This is a genomic window from Paenibacillus sp. Y660 (assembly GCF_057221575.1).
The window spans coordinates 62,794-83,135 of sequence record NZ_JBXBBJ010000012.1; the positions used below are offsets into that span (position 1 = coordinate 62,794).

Here is a 20,342-nt window from a genome sequence, read left to right on the forward strand (position 1 = left end):
TCGCTTTAACCGTCTTTTCCATTCCGGAAGACAGCCGTTTTCCTCCAGCAAATCGATGTTTGCTGGAGGATTTGCGGCTTCAGATTACCATTCAATAGATTCCAAAATACTGTCAAGATCCTCAAGCGTCAGCTCATCATCGCCCAGGTCGCTAGGCGTGAGCTCCTGCGTTTCTCTGCGGACACAATGTTCAACAATTTCGAGCAAACGACTCATGAGCAGATCAATCAATTCAGCAGCTGTTCCTGGTTCGTACTCCCCAGCGCTGTAATGAAGCTCCAGCTTCAGCTTGCCTTCATATACAAGTCCCGTCACATCGAGCGAGACTGTACGCTCTGACTCCACACTGAACGGCAAGCCGGTATCATATGGGGATGTCTTCATACTGCTGCCGCCTTCGGCATTCACATCGAACTGTCCCAAATAATTGAAGGAAATGTCCGGCTTCAGCTCAACGATCTGCGATTGATCAGACATATACTTCAGAATGCCGTATCCCAGTCCTTTGTTTGGTACTTTACGAAGCGTTTCTTTCGTCAGCTTAATCAGATAGCCCATATCATCTTCATGCTTCGCATCGAGGATGACCGGATACTGCGATGTAAACCAGCCCACCGTACGGGTAATGTCCAGCTTCTCGGTAAACGCTTCGCGTCCATGCCCTTCCAAATTGACCGCAAACGTATCGCCCTTGCTCCAATCCTTCAATGCCAAAGCGAGTGCTGCCATTAAGAGATCATTGATCTCCGTCCTATATGCTTCATGCGCGCCCTTCAATAGCTTTTCGGTCGCCTCCTGTGTCAGCTCCCTGCCGACGCTGCGCATATGCTTCACGCGATTGTCGGCAGATTGCTTATCCTTAGGCAGCTCTGCAATTGCCGTTTGTCCTAGCTTGCTCCAATAAGAAACCTCGCTTCGAAGTTGTTCGCTGCCAGCGTAAATTTCAAGCTGTTCAGCCCAATAACGGTAGGAGTCTGTTTTGTCCGGGAATACGATGTCCTGTCCTTGCTCGGCTTGCCTGTAGGCTTCCTCTAAGTCCTCGAACAAAATACGCCAGGAAACGCCGTCAACGGCTAAATGATGAATAGCGATCAGCAGATGGTCACCGTCATCGGTAAGGAACAGGCCGAGCTTTACGAGCGGTCCGTCCGTCAGGCTTATGCTGCTCTGAATTCTGGTCGCAGCGTGCAATAGCGCTAATTGAATTTGCTCTTTCGTCCGGCCCCGAAGATCGAATGTCTCCAGCGTAAAATGCTCGCCTTCCATGCCTGCGTTATGCTGCTTCACTACTCCGCTGCTGCCCGCCACAAATCGCAATCGCAAAGCGTCGTGATGCTGCGTCAGCCTTAGGAACACTTGATGAAGTGTATCAGCATCGAATCCTTCAGGCCTATAAATGAGCTCTGCTTGATTCCAGTAATGCTGATCGGTAAAGCTGTTTTCGAAAAACCAATGCTGAATTGGTGTTAAAGGAACCTCGCCCTCAATTGCAGCCTGCGAGATCACTCGATCTGTCAGCATCAGACGTTGACTCAGCTCCGCAATGGTCGGATAGCGGAACAGGTCGCGCACCTCGAAACGCAAACCGTACTTATTCAATCTTGCCGCTGCCTGAATCGCTTTAATGGAATCTCCGCCTAGCTGGAAGAAGTGATCCTTCGTACCGATGCGGTGGACGCCAAGCACCTCTTGCCAAATCTCGGCCAAAATTTGCTCTCTCTCACCGTCTGGCGCCTGATAATCGTTAACTGCACTTCCTGTACGATCCGGATCAGGCAATGCACGGCGATCTACCTTGCCGTTCGGAGTAACAGGTAGACGATCTAGCTGAACGATAAAGGATGGCAGCATATAATCAGGAAGCAACTGGGACAGCTCTTCTCGTATTGCGGCTTGCCCCACTTCCGAATCTGCCGTTACATAGGCGATTAGATACTTGCTGCCGCCATGATCGTCCTTTGCTACCACTACCGCTTCCTTCAAATGGCTCAGTTGCAGCAGCGCTCCCTCGATTTCACCAAGCTCTATTCTGTAGCCTCGAACCTTAACCTGATCATCTATTCTTCCGATATAGTCAATTCTGCCGTCAGGGAGCCAGCGAGCCGCATCTCCTGTACGGTACAAGCGTGAATGAGGCTGATAGTCATCAGTCGTAAAACGTTCTTCTGTCATTTCCGGCAAACGAACGTATCCGCGTGCCAGACCCTCCCCGGCAATGCACAGCTCGCCAACCACACCAATCGGAGCTATTTGGCCATCTGCACCGAGGATGCGGATGCGTGTGCCGGAGATTGGCCGACCTATAGTAATTAGGCTGCCATGCTGCAAATCACGTTCGATGGTGGCGACGACGCTGCTTTCCGTAGGACCGTATTCATTGATCAGCTCGATCCGGTCGTTAACGGATTTGCTAAGCGAAATGACCTTGTCAGTTACTCGCTCTCCAGCCAGCGTAACCATGCGAAGTGTCGCTGCTTCCTCTGAACTTAAGCACTCCAGAACGGCTGCGTACAAGCTCGGAACGCTGATGAAATGGGTGACGCCGTGATCCACAATCTTGTTCTTGATCGCCACAGGGTCTTTCGCTTCATCCTCGTTTAGCAATACGACAGTTGAACCTGATACAATCGGCGTAAAAAAGCTCGTAATAAAACCATCAAAGGCAAAGGAAAACAGCTGAAGTACACGATCCGATTCCGTTAAGCCGTACGCCATGCTGCGCCACCAAATATTCCCGGTAATGCTTCGGTGCTCAATCATTACACCCTTCGGCCTGCCTGTCGTTCCTGATGTATAGATGATGTAAGCAAGATCGTCTGCGCGGCTGCCGGAAACCAGATTAGACCCGTCCTCCGCGTAAAGTGTCTCATCGTTTAGATCCAGCCACACGGCTGACGTATCATTAACTAATGCCGGAATGAGATCAGCTTGCGAGAGCGCGAATGCGGCATCGCTGTTCTCCAGCATGAAGGCGATACGCTCCGATGGATAAACCGGATCTATCGGCATATATGCGCCGCCCGCTTTCAACACCGCAAGTATGCCGACAATCATCTCGAATGAACGATCGACCATAATGCCGACAACCGATTCCGGCATAATTCCGCGGTCACGCAGCGTCCGGGCTAATCGGTTTGCTCGCTTGTTCAGCTCCCCGTAGGTCATCCGTTCCGATCCGAGAGACAGCGCAATTTGGCTTGGCACCGACTCTGCTTGAAGCTCGAACAGCCCATGAAGCGTATCTGCCGGAGAATGCATCGATTCGGCAGCGTTAAATTCGACAAGTATCCGCTCTTTCTCAGCGTCGCCTTGCATATCCATCTGCGCAAGCGTGCAGCTCGGATTCCGCGTTATTTCGCGAAGCGTCTGAACGAAATGGTTAGCCATCCTCGCTATCGTTTCTTTGCGGAACAACGAAGTGCTATACTCCCAGCTTAACGAAAGGCCTTCTTTTTCCTCCACGGCGGCAAGCGTCAGATCAAACTTCGAGATTTTATTCTCATACGCATACGGCTCGATCGTTATTTGCTCGATTTCCAGCACTTCACGATCCATGTTTTGCAAAATAAAGACCGTGTCGAATAGCGGATTTCGGCTAAGATCGCGATAAGGCTGCAATTTCTCGACCATCGATTCGAACGGGTAATCCTGGTTCTCGTATGCTTCATAGGCATTCTGCTTCACTTCGTTTAAGAACTGAAGGAACGTCTTCCCGATTTCCGGCCGATTGCGCATCGGGAGCGTGCTTACGAACATCCCGATCAAGCCTTCCGTATCGCCATGCGTTCTGCCCGCAACCGGAGTACCTACGACAATGTCGTTTTGATTCGTATACTTCGCCAAAAATACGTTATATGCGGCCAACAGGACCATAAACAGCGTCGTTCCCGTAGCTGACGCCAGCTCCTTCAGCCCGTTCAGCAATGTTTCATCCGTCTCAAAATCGAAATAGTCGCCTTCCAGATTGCGTACTGCCGGTCTCGTAAAATCAGTAGACAGCTCCAACACCGGAATCTCATCGCCGAAACGGTCAAGCCAATAGGCTTCCTGCTTGTTCATCACACCAGCTTCGAACAGACCGTGCTGCCAGACCGCAAAATCTTTATACTGGACCTTTAGCTCAGGTAACTCATTACCGCGATAAAGCAGAGTAAACTCATGAATAAGCACATTCATCGAAATGCCGTCGGATATAATATGATGCGTATCGAACAGCAGCAAATGCTCATCTTTTTGAAGCTTAATAAGACCCACCCGCAGAAGCGGTGCCTTGCTGAGATCAAACGGTCTGACAAAAGACTCAATGAGCTTTATCGCTTCCGCTTCCCCGGCTTCCATCCATTCCATCTGCAGCTCCGCGTTCAAATGAACGATCTGTACCGGATCGGACTCTATGGTATGGAACGTCGTACGAAGCGATTCATGACGCTTCACAAGCTGCTGGAACGAGGCTTCCAGTCTGCTGCCGTCAAGCGGCCCATGCAGACGAAGCACTCCCGGCATGTTATAGCCTGTTCCTGGTCCCTCCAATTGATCCAACACATACAACCGTTTCTGCGCAGACGATAGCGGGTAATTCGCTCTCGGCTGTACAGGTTGAAGCGTTAGTTCCTCTGACGAAGTTGACTTCCGTACAAAATCGGCTATATCTCTAATCGCAACGCTCTCGAAAATAATGCGCAGCGGCACCTCTGCCTTGAATTCCCGGTGCAGCTGGGCAACGAGCTGCATCGCTTTCAACGATTGCCCGCCAAGCATGAAGAAATGATCAGACATTCCGACCTTTTCAAGCTGCAGCAGCTCTTGAATGATCGCTGCCAGCTTCTCCTCCAGCTCATCAGCCGGAGCCACATAGTCAAGACGGCCTAACAGCTCAGGATCAGGAGCAGGCAGCGCCTTCGTATCAAGCTTGCCGTTCGGAGTAAGCGGAAGCTGCGACAGCTGAATGAAATAAGAAGGAATCATATAGCTCGGCAATTCCTGCGCCATATACGACCGGACGTCTAGAACAGCCAGCACATCGTCCGATACGATGTACGCGCATAAATATTTTTGCCCTCCGTCGTCATCTCGGGCGATGACGACTGCTTCTTTAATCATGTTCAGCTTCAGCAGATTCGCTTCTATCTCACCGAGCTCAATCCGGTAACCGCGAATTTTAACCTGATGATCCATCCTTCCGGCAAAGTCAATCGTTCCGTCCTCAAGCCAACGCGCCATGTCTCCTGTTCGGTAGATTCTTTCACCAAGGATAACGGGACTCGTCACAAACTTTGCAGCAGTCATTTCCGGCTGATTCAAGTAGCCCCTCGCAAGCCCGGTGCCGCCGATACATAGTTCGCCAAAAACGCCAATCGGCTGCAATTGCATATGAGCGTCTACGATATAGACACGGGTGTTTGCGATCGGACGGCCAATCGTGACCCGCTTGCTCGGATGAAGTCCGCTCTCAATCGTCGTGATGACACTGCTTTCCGTAGGTCCGTACTCATTAAACAGATTCAGCCGATCATTCAATGCGATGCTTTTTTCGATCAGGCTGATCGGAACATTCTCTCCTCCAAGCGTGACCGCCTTAAGGAGCGCGGCTTCCTTAACGCTGAGCAGATCGAGCAGCGCCGCGTACAAGCTTGGCACGGTACTGAAATGAGAGATTCTATGACTCGTTATGCAGCCTTTCAATGCAAGCGGGTCCTTCGCTTCCTCGTCTCTTGCAATGACGGAGGTGCCGCCAGCTGCCATAGGAGCAAAGAAGCTGGCTGCAAAAGCATCGAATGCATATGAAAGCAGCTGTAAAACACGGTCTCCCGCACTGAAACGGTATTCTTCTGTCCGCCAAACGATCGTATTCACGATGCTGCGATGCTCGATCATAACTCCTTTTGGACGTCCAGTTGTTCCGGAAGTATAAATTACATAGGCCAAATCCTGCGGTCTGTTCACTGGCTTAAGATTCGTATCATCATCACTATAGGAGTTGGAGTCAAGCAAATCGATCGTTATACCCTCGTATGGGATGCCGCTCGGAAGCTCTCCTAATGTCAGAAGTATGCTTGCGCCGCTGTCTTCCAGCATGTAGCGAATTCGGTCCAGCGGATAGTCCGGATCAATCGGTACATAGGCCGATCCTGACTTCAGCACAGCAAGTAAAGCAACAGTCATTTCAACAGATCGATTTGCTAAGATAGCAACCGTACGATCTGGCCCGGCTCCTCTAGTGCGAAGCGACCGTGCAAGTTGGTTCGCCTTCCCGTTCCATTCTTGGTAGGTCAAGCATTCATTGCCGACAATGATGGCAGGAAGCTCCGAAGACCTTATCACTTGCGCTTCCACTAGCTCATGCAAAAGCTTTGCATCTGCATCATAAGCGGTCGCCGTATCATTGAATTCATGGATCAAACGATGCTCTTCATCCTCGGAAAGCAATTTCAGCTCGCTTACCTTAACATCCGGTTGTACCATTGCCGATCGAATCAGCTCAATCAGATGATTCGACATCCGCTCTATCGTGCTCGAACTAAACAGCTTCGAGCTGTATTCAAGCACGAAAGCAACATCATCCTGCGTCTCCGTCGCCTCCAGCGTCAGATCGAACTTCGTCATCGTTTCCTTCGCTTCGAAAGGCAGAACCCTAACATCTTCCAGCTGAAAACGCTGTTCATCCGTGTTCTGCAAAATAAACATCGTATTAAAGACTGGATTTTGGCTTAAATCCCGCTTCACCTCAAGCTTCTCAACCAACTGGTCAAACGGATAATCCTGATGCTCATAAGCCTGCAGCATACGGGCTTTAACGTTCATGAGTAAATCACGGAACGTAAGCTCCGAATTAATTTCAGTCCGCAGAGCGAGAGTACCGACAAACATGCCTACCATTCCATCCAGATCCGCATGCGAGCGGCCAGCTGTCGCCGTGCCCACAATCAGGTCGGATTGTCCGCTGTATTTGGCAAGAAGCACATTATATGCCGTAAATAGCACCATATACAGCGTAGTTCCCGTTTGCGCTGCGAGGCGGCTCATCTCGTCCCGAAGCTGCATGCCTGTGCCGAAAGCGACGCGCGATCCTTCGAAGCTCTGCTTTGCAGGGCGAGGATAATCCGTTGGAAGCTCCAATACTGGCAGCTCGCCTGACAACGACTCCAGCCAATAAGATTCCTGCTGACTTAAAAATTCAGCTGTAAATTGACGATTTTGCCAAGCGGCGAAATCCTTATACTGCAGCTTCAGCTCCGGCAGTTCTTCACCGCCGTACAAAGCTGCAAACTCGCTTAAAATGATTCCCATCGACACGCCGTCAGACACAATATGATGCACATCGAAGAGGAATAGATAGCGATTCTCGGTTAGCTTCACTAGGCCAACACGCATCAGAGGTGCATGGCCGAGATCGAACGGCCGTACGAATTCAGCCGTTAACCGCTCCAGCTCATCGTCGGATGCAAGCAGCGCTTCCGAAAACTCAACGTGGAAATCGACATTTTGATGCACCTTTTGGATCGCTTTGCCGCTCTGCATATGGAAAGATGTTCGCAGCGATTCATGACGGCGAATGAGCTTCCTAAGCGCTTCTTCTACTTGGGCTGGATCGAGACTGCCTTCCATAATCATCGCATCCGGCATATTGTAGCTGGTGCCTGTTCCTTCGATTTGGTTCAGGATGAACATACGCTTCTGAACCGACGATAGCTCATACTCTTCTTGAAGCTCAATCGGCTCGATAGCGGTAAAGCCTGGGCCGGTGCTCTCTTTAGCAGCTTCGATGTATCTGCTCATCATTGCTGTCGTCGGCGCTTCAAATACGATTCGTAGCGGCACGGCAATACCGAATGTTTTATGAATATGCGAGACTAACGTCATCGCTTTAAGAGAATGTCCGCCGATTTGGAAGAAATCATCGTTCACACCGATATCAGCCGTGCCAAGAACGAGCTCCATTACCTCGATAAGCCGCTTCTCAGTAGCTGTGGATGGCGCTGCGTATTCCGTCGATTTTAGCTGGTTCCCGGCTCCACCCGGCAACGCCTTGCGATCGATTTTACCGTTTGGAGTGAGCGGCATTCTCTCAAGCAGAACAACTTGTGACGGCACCATGTATACCGGCAGCTCAGCGATTAAATGGGCTTGAAGCTCATTTAGCGTTGGCTCATTCGAACTCACGATATATGCACATAGATACTTTTGTTTATAAGTGTCCTCATGAGCGATAACGACTGCCTCGCGAATATCGGGATGCTTCAGCAAGCAAGCTTCTATTTCACCCAGCTCGATCCTGTATCCGCGCACCTTGACCTGATGGTCATCACGGCCAAGAAACATCAGATTGCCGTCAGGCATCCAGTTAGCTAAGTCACCTGTTCGATACAGCCTGTCTCCCGGTACATACGGATTATCTACAAATTTCTCCGCAGTCAGGTCGTCGCGTCCAAAATACCCGCGCGCTACACCAGCGCCGCCGATGTAAAGTTCTCCTGCCACGCCGACCGGAAGCAGCTTCAAAGCAGAATCAAGCACGTAGTAAGACATGTTCGGCAGCGGCTTGCCGATTGGCGTGTTTCCGGCTGTCGGAAGCTTGTGAAGCGGCTCCTCGTAATAGCTTGAATCAATAGCCGCTTCCGTCACGCCATAGCTGTTGATAATGCGCATCTGGCTGCCGAAACGGGTTAGCAGCTTATCGAATTCGATGATTGGGCAGCTATCCGCCCCTAGAATAAGCAGCTTGAGAAAGCTGACATCCAAGCCATGCTCATAGATATGCTGCATCAATGGAGCAATTAAGGCCGGCGTCGATTCAAAAATATTGACCTCATGCCCGCGTATCAGCTCATATAGGGAGACTGGGTCAAGCTTAATATCGTTCGGACAAATGATAAGCTGACCGCCGCTCAGCAAGGCGCGAGCCATATCTCCTGCGAACACGTCAAACGAGAAACTCGCCATTTGCAAAAGCCTTACCGGGAACTGCTCGAGCTCATACTTTTCCTTCCAGGCTAACGCGACGTTCATATATTGGCGATGCTCGATCATGACACCTTTCGGCTTGCCCGTCGTTCCGGAAGTGTAGATGATATAAGCCAAGTGCTCCGGAGCAGCTGCATGGATCAAATCCGAATCGTCCCCGCTGGCTTCCTCTATTTCCTCCATGATTAGAATATGTCCCGTCAACTGGGCAGACTCTCTTAAGCCAAGCTGAGTGATTACGATCGCAGCTTTGCTGTCCTGAAGAAGATAGTCGATACGATCCTTCGGATACTCCGGATCGATAGGAAGATAAGCTCCTCCCGCCTTCATGACGCCTAGCGCCGCAACGATCATATCAACAGAACGGTCAACCATAACGGCTACGATGCTTTCAGGTCCAACGCCTCTGTCGCGCAGCATATGCGCAACACGGTTAGCGCGCGCATTCAGCTCCAAGTACGTTAGCGAGATGCCGTCTGCCGTAACAGCCGTATGCTGCGGCGTCAGCTTCGCCTGCACCGCAAATTGCTCATGGAAAGTCAGGTTAGTCGGATAATTCCGCTGCGTATCATTAAAGTCCAGCAGCAATTGCTGTTTTTCCTCCAATGACAAGTAATCCATGTCATCTATACGGACTTGTGGATTTGCAGCTGCTGCCTGCACAAGCGCCACATAATGTCTAGCTGCGCGTTCTATTGTTTCCCTCTTAAACAGCTTGGTGCTGTATTCCCACTCCAAGTGAAGCGTATCTGACTTCTCGACCGCATCCAGCGATAAATCGAATTTGGATGTAGGGTTATCCATTTCATAAGGAACGAAGGTCAGCTCATTAACCGCGAGAGCTTCTGTATCGCTTATTTGATGGCTGAACATCGTGTCGAACAAAGGATTGCGGCTGAAATCACGCTGCAGCTGCAGCTTGTCAACAAGCTCCTCAAACGGATATTCCTGATGCTCGAACGCTTCGAGGCTAACGCCTCTTACTTGCTCAAGCAGCTCCAAAAACGTCATGCCCGGCGTATGTTTGGAGCGAATTGCCAAAGTATTGACGAACATCCCGGCTAAATTCAGCACATCGACATGAGTTCGGCCGGCAACCGGCGTGCCGATCACGATATCCGTCTGACCGGAATATTTGCTTAACAGGACGTGATATGCCGCAAGCAAAATCATATACATCGTTGCTCCGGTGTCCTTCGCTAGCTGCTGCAGCGCGCCTAGAAGCTCCCCTCCAGCATCAAAAGCGAATCGGTCACCTTCAAAGCTTTGGACAGCCGGCCTTGCATAATCAACCGGAAGCTGAACAACAGGTATTTCGCCATCGGCAAATTGGTTTAACCAATAAGCTTCTTGCCGCTCCAATATATCGGAAGCGTACCTCTCCTGCTGCCAAACTGCGAAATCCTTGTATTGCACCTTCAGCTCCGAAAGCTCAGCTCCGCTGTACAGCTTCATGAATTCATCGACTAAGAGACGAATCGTCTCCCCATCTGAGACGATATGATGCATGTCAATCAGCATAATATGCTGTGAATCGGACAGCTGCAGCAGCTCAGCCCGCAATAGCGGCGCTTGATTAAGCTCGAACGGCCGCACAAATTGTTGAACGATTCCGTCTACCTCATGCTCATTAACTTTCCTTATTGGCAGCTCCAGCTCAATGTGGTCATGAACCATTTGGAACGGTTCACCATCGATTGTATGGAATGAGGTTCGCAAAATTTCATGTCTTCGAACGATACTGCGGAACGCCTCCAGCCATTTCGTCTGATCTAGCGGCCCTTCAATCCGCAAAGCATCGGACATATGATAGCTCGTACTGCCGCCATCCTCGAATTGACTAAGAATATATAAACGCTTCTGCTCAGACGAAAGCGGATATAGTGACTGCTTGCTCGCAACAGGAATGGCAGCTTGGTTTACCATCACTGCGCCTTGCGATTCCAATGCAAGAGCCAGCCCTTCAATCGTCGGAGAAGCAAATAGCTCGCGCAGCGGAACCTCCGCTCCAAACCTGCTAGATACATGTGACAGCATGACCATCGCTTTCAGAGAATGACCGCCAAGCTCGAAGAAATGGTCCTTCACTCCAATCTGATCGACGCCAAGCACGTTCTGCCAAATCTCGGCAAGCGTCCGCTCCGTTTCATTGCGCGGAGCTGTATATTCAGCCAAGAGCTGATCGCCATCCGGCGCAGGCAAAGCTTTGCGGTCTATTTTCCCATTCGGCGTAAGCGGGAATTGCTCCATTTGGACAAAGAAGGAAGGAACCATATAGCCTGGCAAAGCCGATGCAGCATGTGCCTTTAGGTCAGCCGGCTCCAGCATCCGATCCGCGGTGAAATAAGCGCATAAATATTTCTGATTGCGATTATCGCTCCGGTCCATAACGAGAACCTGCTTGACGGCTTCGTGCATGAGCAGTTGGGCTTCAACATCACCGCACTCGATCCGGTGACCGCGAATTTTGACCTGATGGTCAATCCGCCCCATATATTCCAGACTTCCATCCGGAAGCCATCTTGCCAAGTCGCCCGTTCGATATAATCTGCTCTTCGCTTCATGGAATGGATCTTCCATAAAAGCCTTTTCTGTTCGGATTGGATCATTCAAATAGCCGCGCCCTACTCCGATACCCGCAACACATAGCTCTCCCACCACTCCAATTGGCAGCAAGTTCAAATCCGGATCCGTTACGTACACCTTCATATTGCGTACCGGCTTGCCGATCGGCATCATGTCGGTTTCAGGAGCCATGTCCAAAATATGCAGCGTAACGTCATCAGCCGCTTCGGTCGGACCATATGCGTTGACCAGCTTTATATGCGGATACCGTTCGAACCATTGTCTGGCTGTTTGCGCTTTAGCTGCTTCACCCGTTATGATCAAATGCTCCAAAGCAGGCAGCTTTTCATCGATTTCCATCTCAAGCAAAGCTGACATAAAGGAGACGACCACTTCCAGTACGGTTACGCCATCTTGCGCAACGGCCGATATAAACGCTTTGGGCGTGGAAATCAGCTCATCCGGATAAATAACCGTTGTTCCACCTATTGTAAGCGCCGTGACGAACTGCCATACCGAGATATCGAAGCAATGCGGTGCATTTTGAGCAATGATACAGGATTCCGTCATATTCAGCTCTTCGATCATCGCTTCTATATGGTTAAGCATGCCTCCATGCTCAAGCATGGCGCCTTTCGGCTTGCCTGTTGAACCGGAAGTATATAAGACATATGCCAGCTGCTCCGGTTTAACTTCGAGGTTAACATTGCCTCTCTCAAACGATTCAAGTGAGTCATCGACAGCATCCAGGCATACAAACGCCGGTCCCGGCAAAACTGCTGTAAGCTCATCGCTGCAAAATACCTTCTCTGTCAAGACAACCTTAGCTTGAGAGTCTCCAATCATATCTGTGATCCGCTGCAGCGGATATGCAGGATCTACTGGCACATACGCGCCGCCAGCCTTCCAAATCGCTAATATACACACGACCATCAATGGCTTTCGATCCATAAAGATCGCTACGCGGTCGTCGCAGCCTACACCTTTCTCCACCAACAGCCGAGCGAGCTGGTTTGCGCGCTGATTCAATTCGGAATAGGTAAGCTTTGCTTCGCCGAAGCGAACAGCAGCCCGATCTGGAACGAGCAGCGCTTGCTCTTCGAACATCGATATAGCCGTTGCCCCTTGGCGAGTCGGCATCCCTGTAAAATTAAAAACATTTATTATTTGCTTTTGTTCGGCATCGGTCAATAAGGGAACATGACCAAGCTGAATATCAGGATGAATAGCTATTGCTTTAACAATTTGAGAAAAATGACCCGCAAATCGTTTCGCCGTTTCTTTACGGAACAGCCGGGTGCAATATTCTACCGTAAACTCAATTTTTCCATTACTTTCCAAGGCTTCCATCGAAATGTCGAACTTGGAAATCTTCTCGTCGACGGTCAAGCTCTCGATAGAAATACCGTCCATCGCAAGCTTCACGGTTTCCACGTTATTTAGACTGAACATCGTATCAAAAATCGGATTGCGACTTAAATCCCTGCGAATCGCAAGCTTATCGAGCAGCTCCTCAAACGGATAATTTTGATGCTCGAAAGCCTCTAACGCACTTTCCTTCACTTGCTGCAAATAATGATTGAATGTCTGTTCCGCGCTTGGATAGCTGCGGATGGCAAGCGTATTAACGAACATGCCAATCATATTGTAGACATCGGCATGCGTCCGGTTCGCTACCGGGGTTCCGACAATGACATCTTCCGATCCGCTGTATTTGAACAAAAGCACCTTATAGGCGGCCAGCAGCAGCATATACATGGTCGTTCCGCTCTCAGCAGCCAATTGATTCAGTCTCGCAGTCAACTCAGCATCCATCTCGAAGGAGAAGCTTTCTCCTTCGAAGCTTTGCACAGGCGGCCTCATAAAATCGCAAGGCAATTCCAACACAGGCAACTCGCCCGACAGCGCATCAAGCCAGTATCGTTCCTGATTGCTGTACTCCTCAGAATCAATCCAGCCTTGCTGCCAGATGGCGTAATCTTTGTATTGCAGGCGTGGTACCTGCAGCTCTTCTCCGGCATATCCCCGAATCAGCTCATCGATGATGACCGAGACCGAAATACCGTCTGAAACGATATGATGCATATCAACGAGCAGCAAATGCTTATCCTCTGACAATGCGGTCAGACATACCCGCAAGAGCGAGGGCTGAGTCAAATCGAATGGTCGAATGAAGCTTTCTAAAGCTTGCGGAATATCCGCTTCTTCCACAGTGATATAATGGATTGCGAAATTCACGTTCTCATGGACTTGTTGTACCGGATTTCCGTTTACAAGCTGGAACGAGGTGCGCAGCGATTCATGCCTCCGGACGATTTCGGCAAAAGCATGCTCTAGACGCACATGATTTAACGCACCGGCAAGCAGCATGGCTGCAGGCAAATTATAAGCGGTTCCTGCCTGAGCCCCTTCCAGCCGATCCAAAACGAACAACCGTTTTTGTGCAGAGGAGAGCGGGTATACATCTTGCAAAGGCGCTGACTTTATTGCGCTGAAGGCAAGAAGCTCGTCTGCTTGCATCGACTCTTGATACTTTGCTTCTTCATCAATTACAGCTGAAATTTCCGCGATGGTAGGCTGCTTAAAGATCGTGCGCAGAGGTACTTTTACATTAAACTCTGCCAAAATACGTGCTGCCAGCATTGCAGCACTAAGAGAATGGCCGCCGCTATGGAAGAAATCGTCCTGAACGCCTATGGATTCAGCACCAAGCAGCTCTTTCCAAATTTCGAGAAGCTTCCCTTCCGTCGGCGTGCGCGGACCAACCCGTTCCTCCCCTGCAGCAGCAGTTCTTTGCGGCGCGGGAAGCGCCGCGCGATCCAGCTTGCCATTGCTCGTAAGAGGCATCCGATCAAGCTGTATAAAAAACGACGGAATCATATAGGAAGGCAAATGCTCGGAAAGAAGCGAACGAAGCTGAGTATCGCTCGTCTGGCTGTCTGTTATATAGTAAGCGACTAATATTTTCTGGTTGTGCGCATCGTTTGCAACCAGCACAGCCGCTTCCCTAACATCCGGCACCTGCAATAGAACAGATTCAATTTCTCCCAGCTCAATGCGATAGCCGCGAATTTTCACCTGATGATCGATCCGTCCAAGATATTCCATCTCACCGCTTGGCATCATGCGAGCCAAATCGCCTGAACGGTAGATTCTCTCGCCAGGCACATGCGGATTCATCATAAACCGCTCAGCGGTCAGCTCATCACGGTTCAAATATCCGAGCGCTACGCCATCGCCGCCAATGTACAGCTCCCCGACCACGCCGATCGGTGCTAATTGCTTGTTCTTATCAAAAATATAAGCGGTCAGCGTAGGAATCGGCTTACCAATATTGCTTATATTTGCAGCTATTTCTACATCTCCAATTTCCTTGTAAGTGACATGGACAGTCGTTTCAGTAATGCCATACATATTGATCAGTTTCGTATTCGGATATTTCTCGCGCCATGGACGCAGCATCGCGGGGCTTAACGCTTCGCCGCCAAAGATGACATACCGCACACAAAGATCTTGGTCCGCTCGCTTTATTTCATCATGGATAAGCGCATAGAAAGCAGTTGGCGTCTGATTCAAAACGGTGACCCGCTCCTCACGAAGCAGCTCGGCGAACTCCGCCGAATTTTGCGCCACATGCTTAGGCACGATTACCGTTTTGCCTCCGAATAATAGCGCGCCATACATTTCCCATACCGAGAAGTCGAAGCAGTACGAGTGGAACATCGTCCACACATCCGACGCGCCAAACTCGAATTGCAGTTGATCATGCACCAGTAGACGCACGACGTTGCGATGCGTGATCATTACACCTTTAGGCAGCCCTGTCGTACCCGACGTATAAATAATATAGAGAAGATCCTCTGGCTCGTTCACTTGCTGCAGGTTGCTCATTTCGTCCGCATAGCAGGCATCATCAAGCAAATCGATAATCATTCCGTCATATTCCGCTGCTAGGCTGATATGGGTTGCTTCCGTTAGGAGTACTCTTGCTCCGCTGTCCTGAAGCGTGAATTTTATGCGGTCAGCAGGGTAAGCAGGATCAATCGGCACATAAGCGCCTCCTGCTTTAATAATAGCTAGGATGCCTACGATCATTTTCTCCGACCGTTCTACTAAGATCGCAACCAGGCTGTTCCGTGTCACTCCGCTTTCACGCAGCGTGCGCGCAAGACGATTAGCCTGTTCGTTCAGCTCGCGGTAGGTGAGTGCCTGTCCATCGTATGCGACCGCAATATGGTCAGGCGTTCTTGCAGCCTGTTCCTCAAATAAGGCAATGACAGTAGCCGTTTGCGGATAAACCGCTTCTGTAGGATGTAGATCATAGAGCAGCAGCTGCCTCTCCTCATGACTCATCATATGGATGCTGCCGAGCGGGATTTCAGGCGCAGACGTTACGGCTTTAAGCAGGTTCAAATAATGAACGGAAAACCTGTCGATCGTTTCCTTCTTAAACAATTCAGTGCCATATTGCATCTTGAAGCGAATATGGTCGGTCTGCTCGGATGCCTCCAATAACAAATCGAATTTGGCGACATCCTCATCCAGCTCATTCACCTTTAACCGTAATCCATCAATATCCATGTCAACGATATCGTTATTCATATGAACAAACATCGTATCAAACAGAGGATTGCGGCTGCTGTCGCGCCCGAGCTCAAGCTTCTCAATAAGAGCATCAAACGGATAATCCTGATGCTCGTAAGCTTGAAACAGCGTTTCCTTCACCTCCTGCAAAAATTGCAGGAACGATTTATTTTCCTCTGTAAACGAGCGTATACTTAGCGTATTGACGAACATGCCGAATACATTATCTACCTCGGCAAGCGAGCGTCCCGCGATCGGGGTGCCTACAATAAGATCCTCTTGCCATGTGTATTTGAACAACAGCGCTTGATAGGCAGCAAGCATAACCATAAAGGTTGTCGTTCCCGTATCGGATGCAAGCTTGCGAATGGCGCCTGTCAAAGTCGTCTCGGCATAAAACCAAATTCGAGCCCCGGCGAAGCTTTGTATGGAAGGTCTTGGATAATCGGTAGGAATAGCAAGAACCGGCAATTCTCCCGATAGCTGCTGCAGCCAGTATGTCTCATGGCTCTTAATGGCATCGCTGCTCAGCATACGATTTTGCCAAGCTGAGAAATCCTTGTACTGAATTTCAAGCGCCGGCAAGCGGGCTCCGCGATAGTACGCTCCAAATTGCTGCAGAAACAGCTGAACGGATACGCCATCTGAAATAATGTGATGCATATCAACCAATAATGCATGCTCCTCTTCGCCAAGCTTTACCAGCAGGACACGCAAAAGCGGTGCCTCATTTAAATCGAAGGGACGAATAAACTCCCGCGAAATCCGAGGCAATTGTTCAATGGAAGCTTCTATCATCGGCACTTGCAATTCCAGTTGCTTATGCACCTTCTGGAAAGGAACTCCATCCTTTGCTGCAAAGGAGGTGCGCAGCGCTTCATGCCTTTGAACTAGCAATTTAAGAGATTCCTGTACTCGCTCAGCATTCAGAGGCCCTTCGATTGAGAGCATGCCCGGCAAGTTATAGGCTGTACTTCCTTCCTGCAATAAATGAAGCAAATACATACGTTTTTGCGCGGAGGAAACATCATACAGCTGTTGCTCCTGAACGGGTTCAATCGTTTGCTCGCGAATAGTGCCTGGCTGCTGCAAATAACGAGAAAGTCTGATCGCAAGTCCCTCAACAGTCGGTGCTTCAAACAATTCGCGCAGGGGCAGCTCCACATGATACTGCTTATAAAGATTAGCCATAATAACCATGGCCTTCAACGAATCTCCGCCAAGCTCAAAAAAGTTGTCTCGGGCGCCTATACGGTCAATACCAAGCACATTTTGCCAAATCGTAGAGAGCAGCAGCTCTGCATCGTTCCTTGGAGCGACATATTCGACCGCTGTCCCGACAAGCTCAGCTGCTGGCTCCGGCAGCGCTCTACGGTCAATCTTGCCATTTGCAGTAAGTGGGAAAGCATCCAACTGCACGAAATAGGAAGGAACCATATAACTCGGCAGCTCCGCCGAAATGAATTCCCTTAGCTCAGCAGAGGTAATCGGCCACATTCCGGTAAAATACGCACATAAATATTTATTGCCATTCGAGTCGCTGCGATCCAGAACAAGCACTTCTTTAATCGCTTCATGCTGCATGAGACGGACCTCGATGTCGCCGCATTCGATCCGATGACCGCGAATTTTGACTTGATGGTCAATTCTCCCCATGTACTCCAAATTTCCGTCTGGAAGCCACTTCGCCAAATCACCTGTCCGATACAGTCTTACGCCAGAAGCTGTTCGAAAAGGATCCTCCAAAAACACCTTTGCTGTTCTCTCCGCATCGTTCAAATAGCCTCGTCCAACGCCTATGCCTGAAACACAAAGCTCACCGATAACACCGATGGGAAGCAAATTCATATATCCATCAACGACATACACTTTCAGATTGCGGACAGGCTTTCCGATCGGCATAACATCTCCTGTTGGCGCACTATCCATGATGTGTAAGGTAATATCATCACATGCCTCTGTTGGTCCATAGGCATTTATCAGCTTCACATGCGAATACCGTTCAAACCATCGTCTGGCAAGGTCTGACTTCGCCGCTTCACCCGTAACGAGCAGATTTTCCAGTGCTGCCAGCCGAACCTCAAGCTCCATCTCTAAAAGCGCTGACAGGAACGAAACAACAACTTCAAGTACAGTTACGCCATCCTGCTCTACCTGCGCAATGAAAGCTCTTAGATTCAAAATCAGCTCGTTCGGATAAATGACCGTCGTTCCGCCGAGCGTAAGTGCCGTTACAAACTGCCATACCGATATATCGAAGCAATGCGGAGCATTCTGAGCCATGATGCATTTTTCATCCATGCCAAGCTCTTCTACCATCGCTTCAATGTGGTTAAGCATGCCGGCATGCTCCAGCATAGCTCCTTTGGGTTTTCCAGTAGATCCTGACGTATAAATGACATAAGCCAGCTGTTCTGGTATGATTTCAACCTCTGGATTTGAAATACCGAATGTTGCAAGCTCCGAAGAAGCTTTATCCAGCAATAAAAATGCATGTTCTGAAAGCAGCTTTTGCAGTTCATCACTCGCAAATGCAGACTCCGTCAAAACGCAGCTCGCACCCGAATCCGCGATCATGTCTATAATTCGTTGATTCGGATATGCAGGATCGACGGGTACATAAGCGCCGCCAGCTTTCCAGATTGCCAAAATACTTTCCACCATAAGCGGCTTGCGATCCATCAGGATGGCTACTCGATCATCACGTGTGATGCCTTTTTCAATTAGCATCCAGGCCAACCGATTAGCTCGTTCGTTCAATTCACGGTAAGTCAGCTCGAATTCTCCGAACTTGACTGCCACTTGATTTGGAAGGCGTTCAGCTTGCTTCTCAAATAAAGCGATCGCTGTTAATCCTGGAGTCGATATTGCATCGGTGTTGTTAAACTGCTCTAATATAAGCCGCTCATCTTCTGGCGGACAAATTTCTAATTTTCCGAGCGGTTTACTTGGATTTGATACGGCATCTTTAAGTAAACAAAGCATGTGCTGGCTTATATTCTGAATTTCTTCAGGAGTGAACATTTCTGTGCGATAATCGAATACCATCTGCAGCTCGCCTGTATCCCATCGGTCCTTTACAGATACGAACAAATCATTTAGCTCATGTCCGCAAAATAGCTGTTCGGCCACATAGCTGATGCCGTCCTTTTCCTGCCAGCCCATTACGATGTATTCCAGCGTTAGGCCAAACAATGAGCTTACATCGGGCTTACGGGATTTAATATCGCTCAAGATCATGTTATAAGGATATTTCTGATGCCGGAGCACTCCCGTCTGTTCCTTCAGAACGCTGCGCGCGAAGGTTAGAAAGTCGATCTCTGGCGAGAGCTGAACACGCACCGGAGTCGTACTGACAAACATGCCGGGAAGCGCCTTTTCCTTTGCACTCGTACGGTTTGCGAAGAAGGTTCCTAGAACCAAATCCTCATGCCCCGTAATGCGATAGCAATATGTATAGAGTACGGATAAAAATAACGTTAATATACTTAAGTTGTTTGACTGGCAAAATGCTCGAACTTGACTCTCCAGCGAAGGAGGTATAACTAAGATTTCCCGCTCTGCCTCTGTCCGAATGCTATAGCTGTCCGTAGGCTTCAAGGAAACAAATTCTGGCAAGGTGGAGAACTTGTCATTCCAAAATTGTTTGTCTTTATTCCAGCGATCCGATTGCTTATACTCAAGCTCGTTTGGAATATACGACAGATAGGAAGGACGTGACTCTTCACTTATTGCCCTTCCGTTAACGAGATCGAGATAAATGTCGATAATTTCGCTTATTGTAATGACCATGCCGTTTCCATCTGACAAAATATGATTCATCTTTATGACGAAGCTTCCCTCATACTCGCCCGTTATCGCTATTGCAAAAAAATAAAGCTCTGATTCAAAAAAAGGCATTGGCAATCGCATGAGATTACTGGCCCATTGCTCCACTTCAGCTTTAGCTTTTTGCGAAAAATCAACGATCTCCACTTCAAAGGGTGCATAGTCTGCTACGTACTGCGTCGGTTCACTGCCGGGATCATTAATCATTCGAAGTCTCATCGTGTCATGAAGACGGACATAATGATTGATTGCCCGTTCCATGAGCTCAGCATCATAAGGAAGCTTTGTTTTGAAGCTAATATTTCCTCCGATGTTTGAGATGCTCGTTCCTGGATAAAACCTTTCCGTGTACCAAATTCTTTTCTGAGCCTCGGTTAACGGATATGCATTTTCTGTATACATCT

General features: G+C 49.4%; 1 protein-coding gene. It reads right to left on the reverse strand.

The genetic code is table 11. The features are described from left to right. Positions 1 to 84: 84 nt before the first annotated feature. Entirely contained in the window at positions 85 to 20,340 is a 20,256-nt protein-coding gene (locus tag AC2TDN_RS15290) for a non-ribosomal peptide synthetase (RefSeq protein ID WP_484688615.1), read from the reverse strand. Positions 20,341 to 20,342: the final 2 nt, after the last annotated feature.

What these genes read in the sequence shown, in the direction of transcription:
- AC2TDN_RS15290 (WP_484688615.1), bottom strand. Translation starts at nt 20,340, where the DNA reads ATGTATACAGAAAATGCATATCCGTTAACCGAGGCTCAGAAAAGAATT.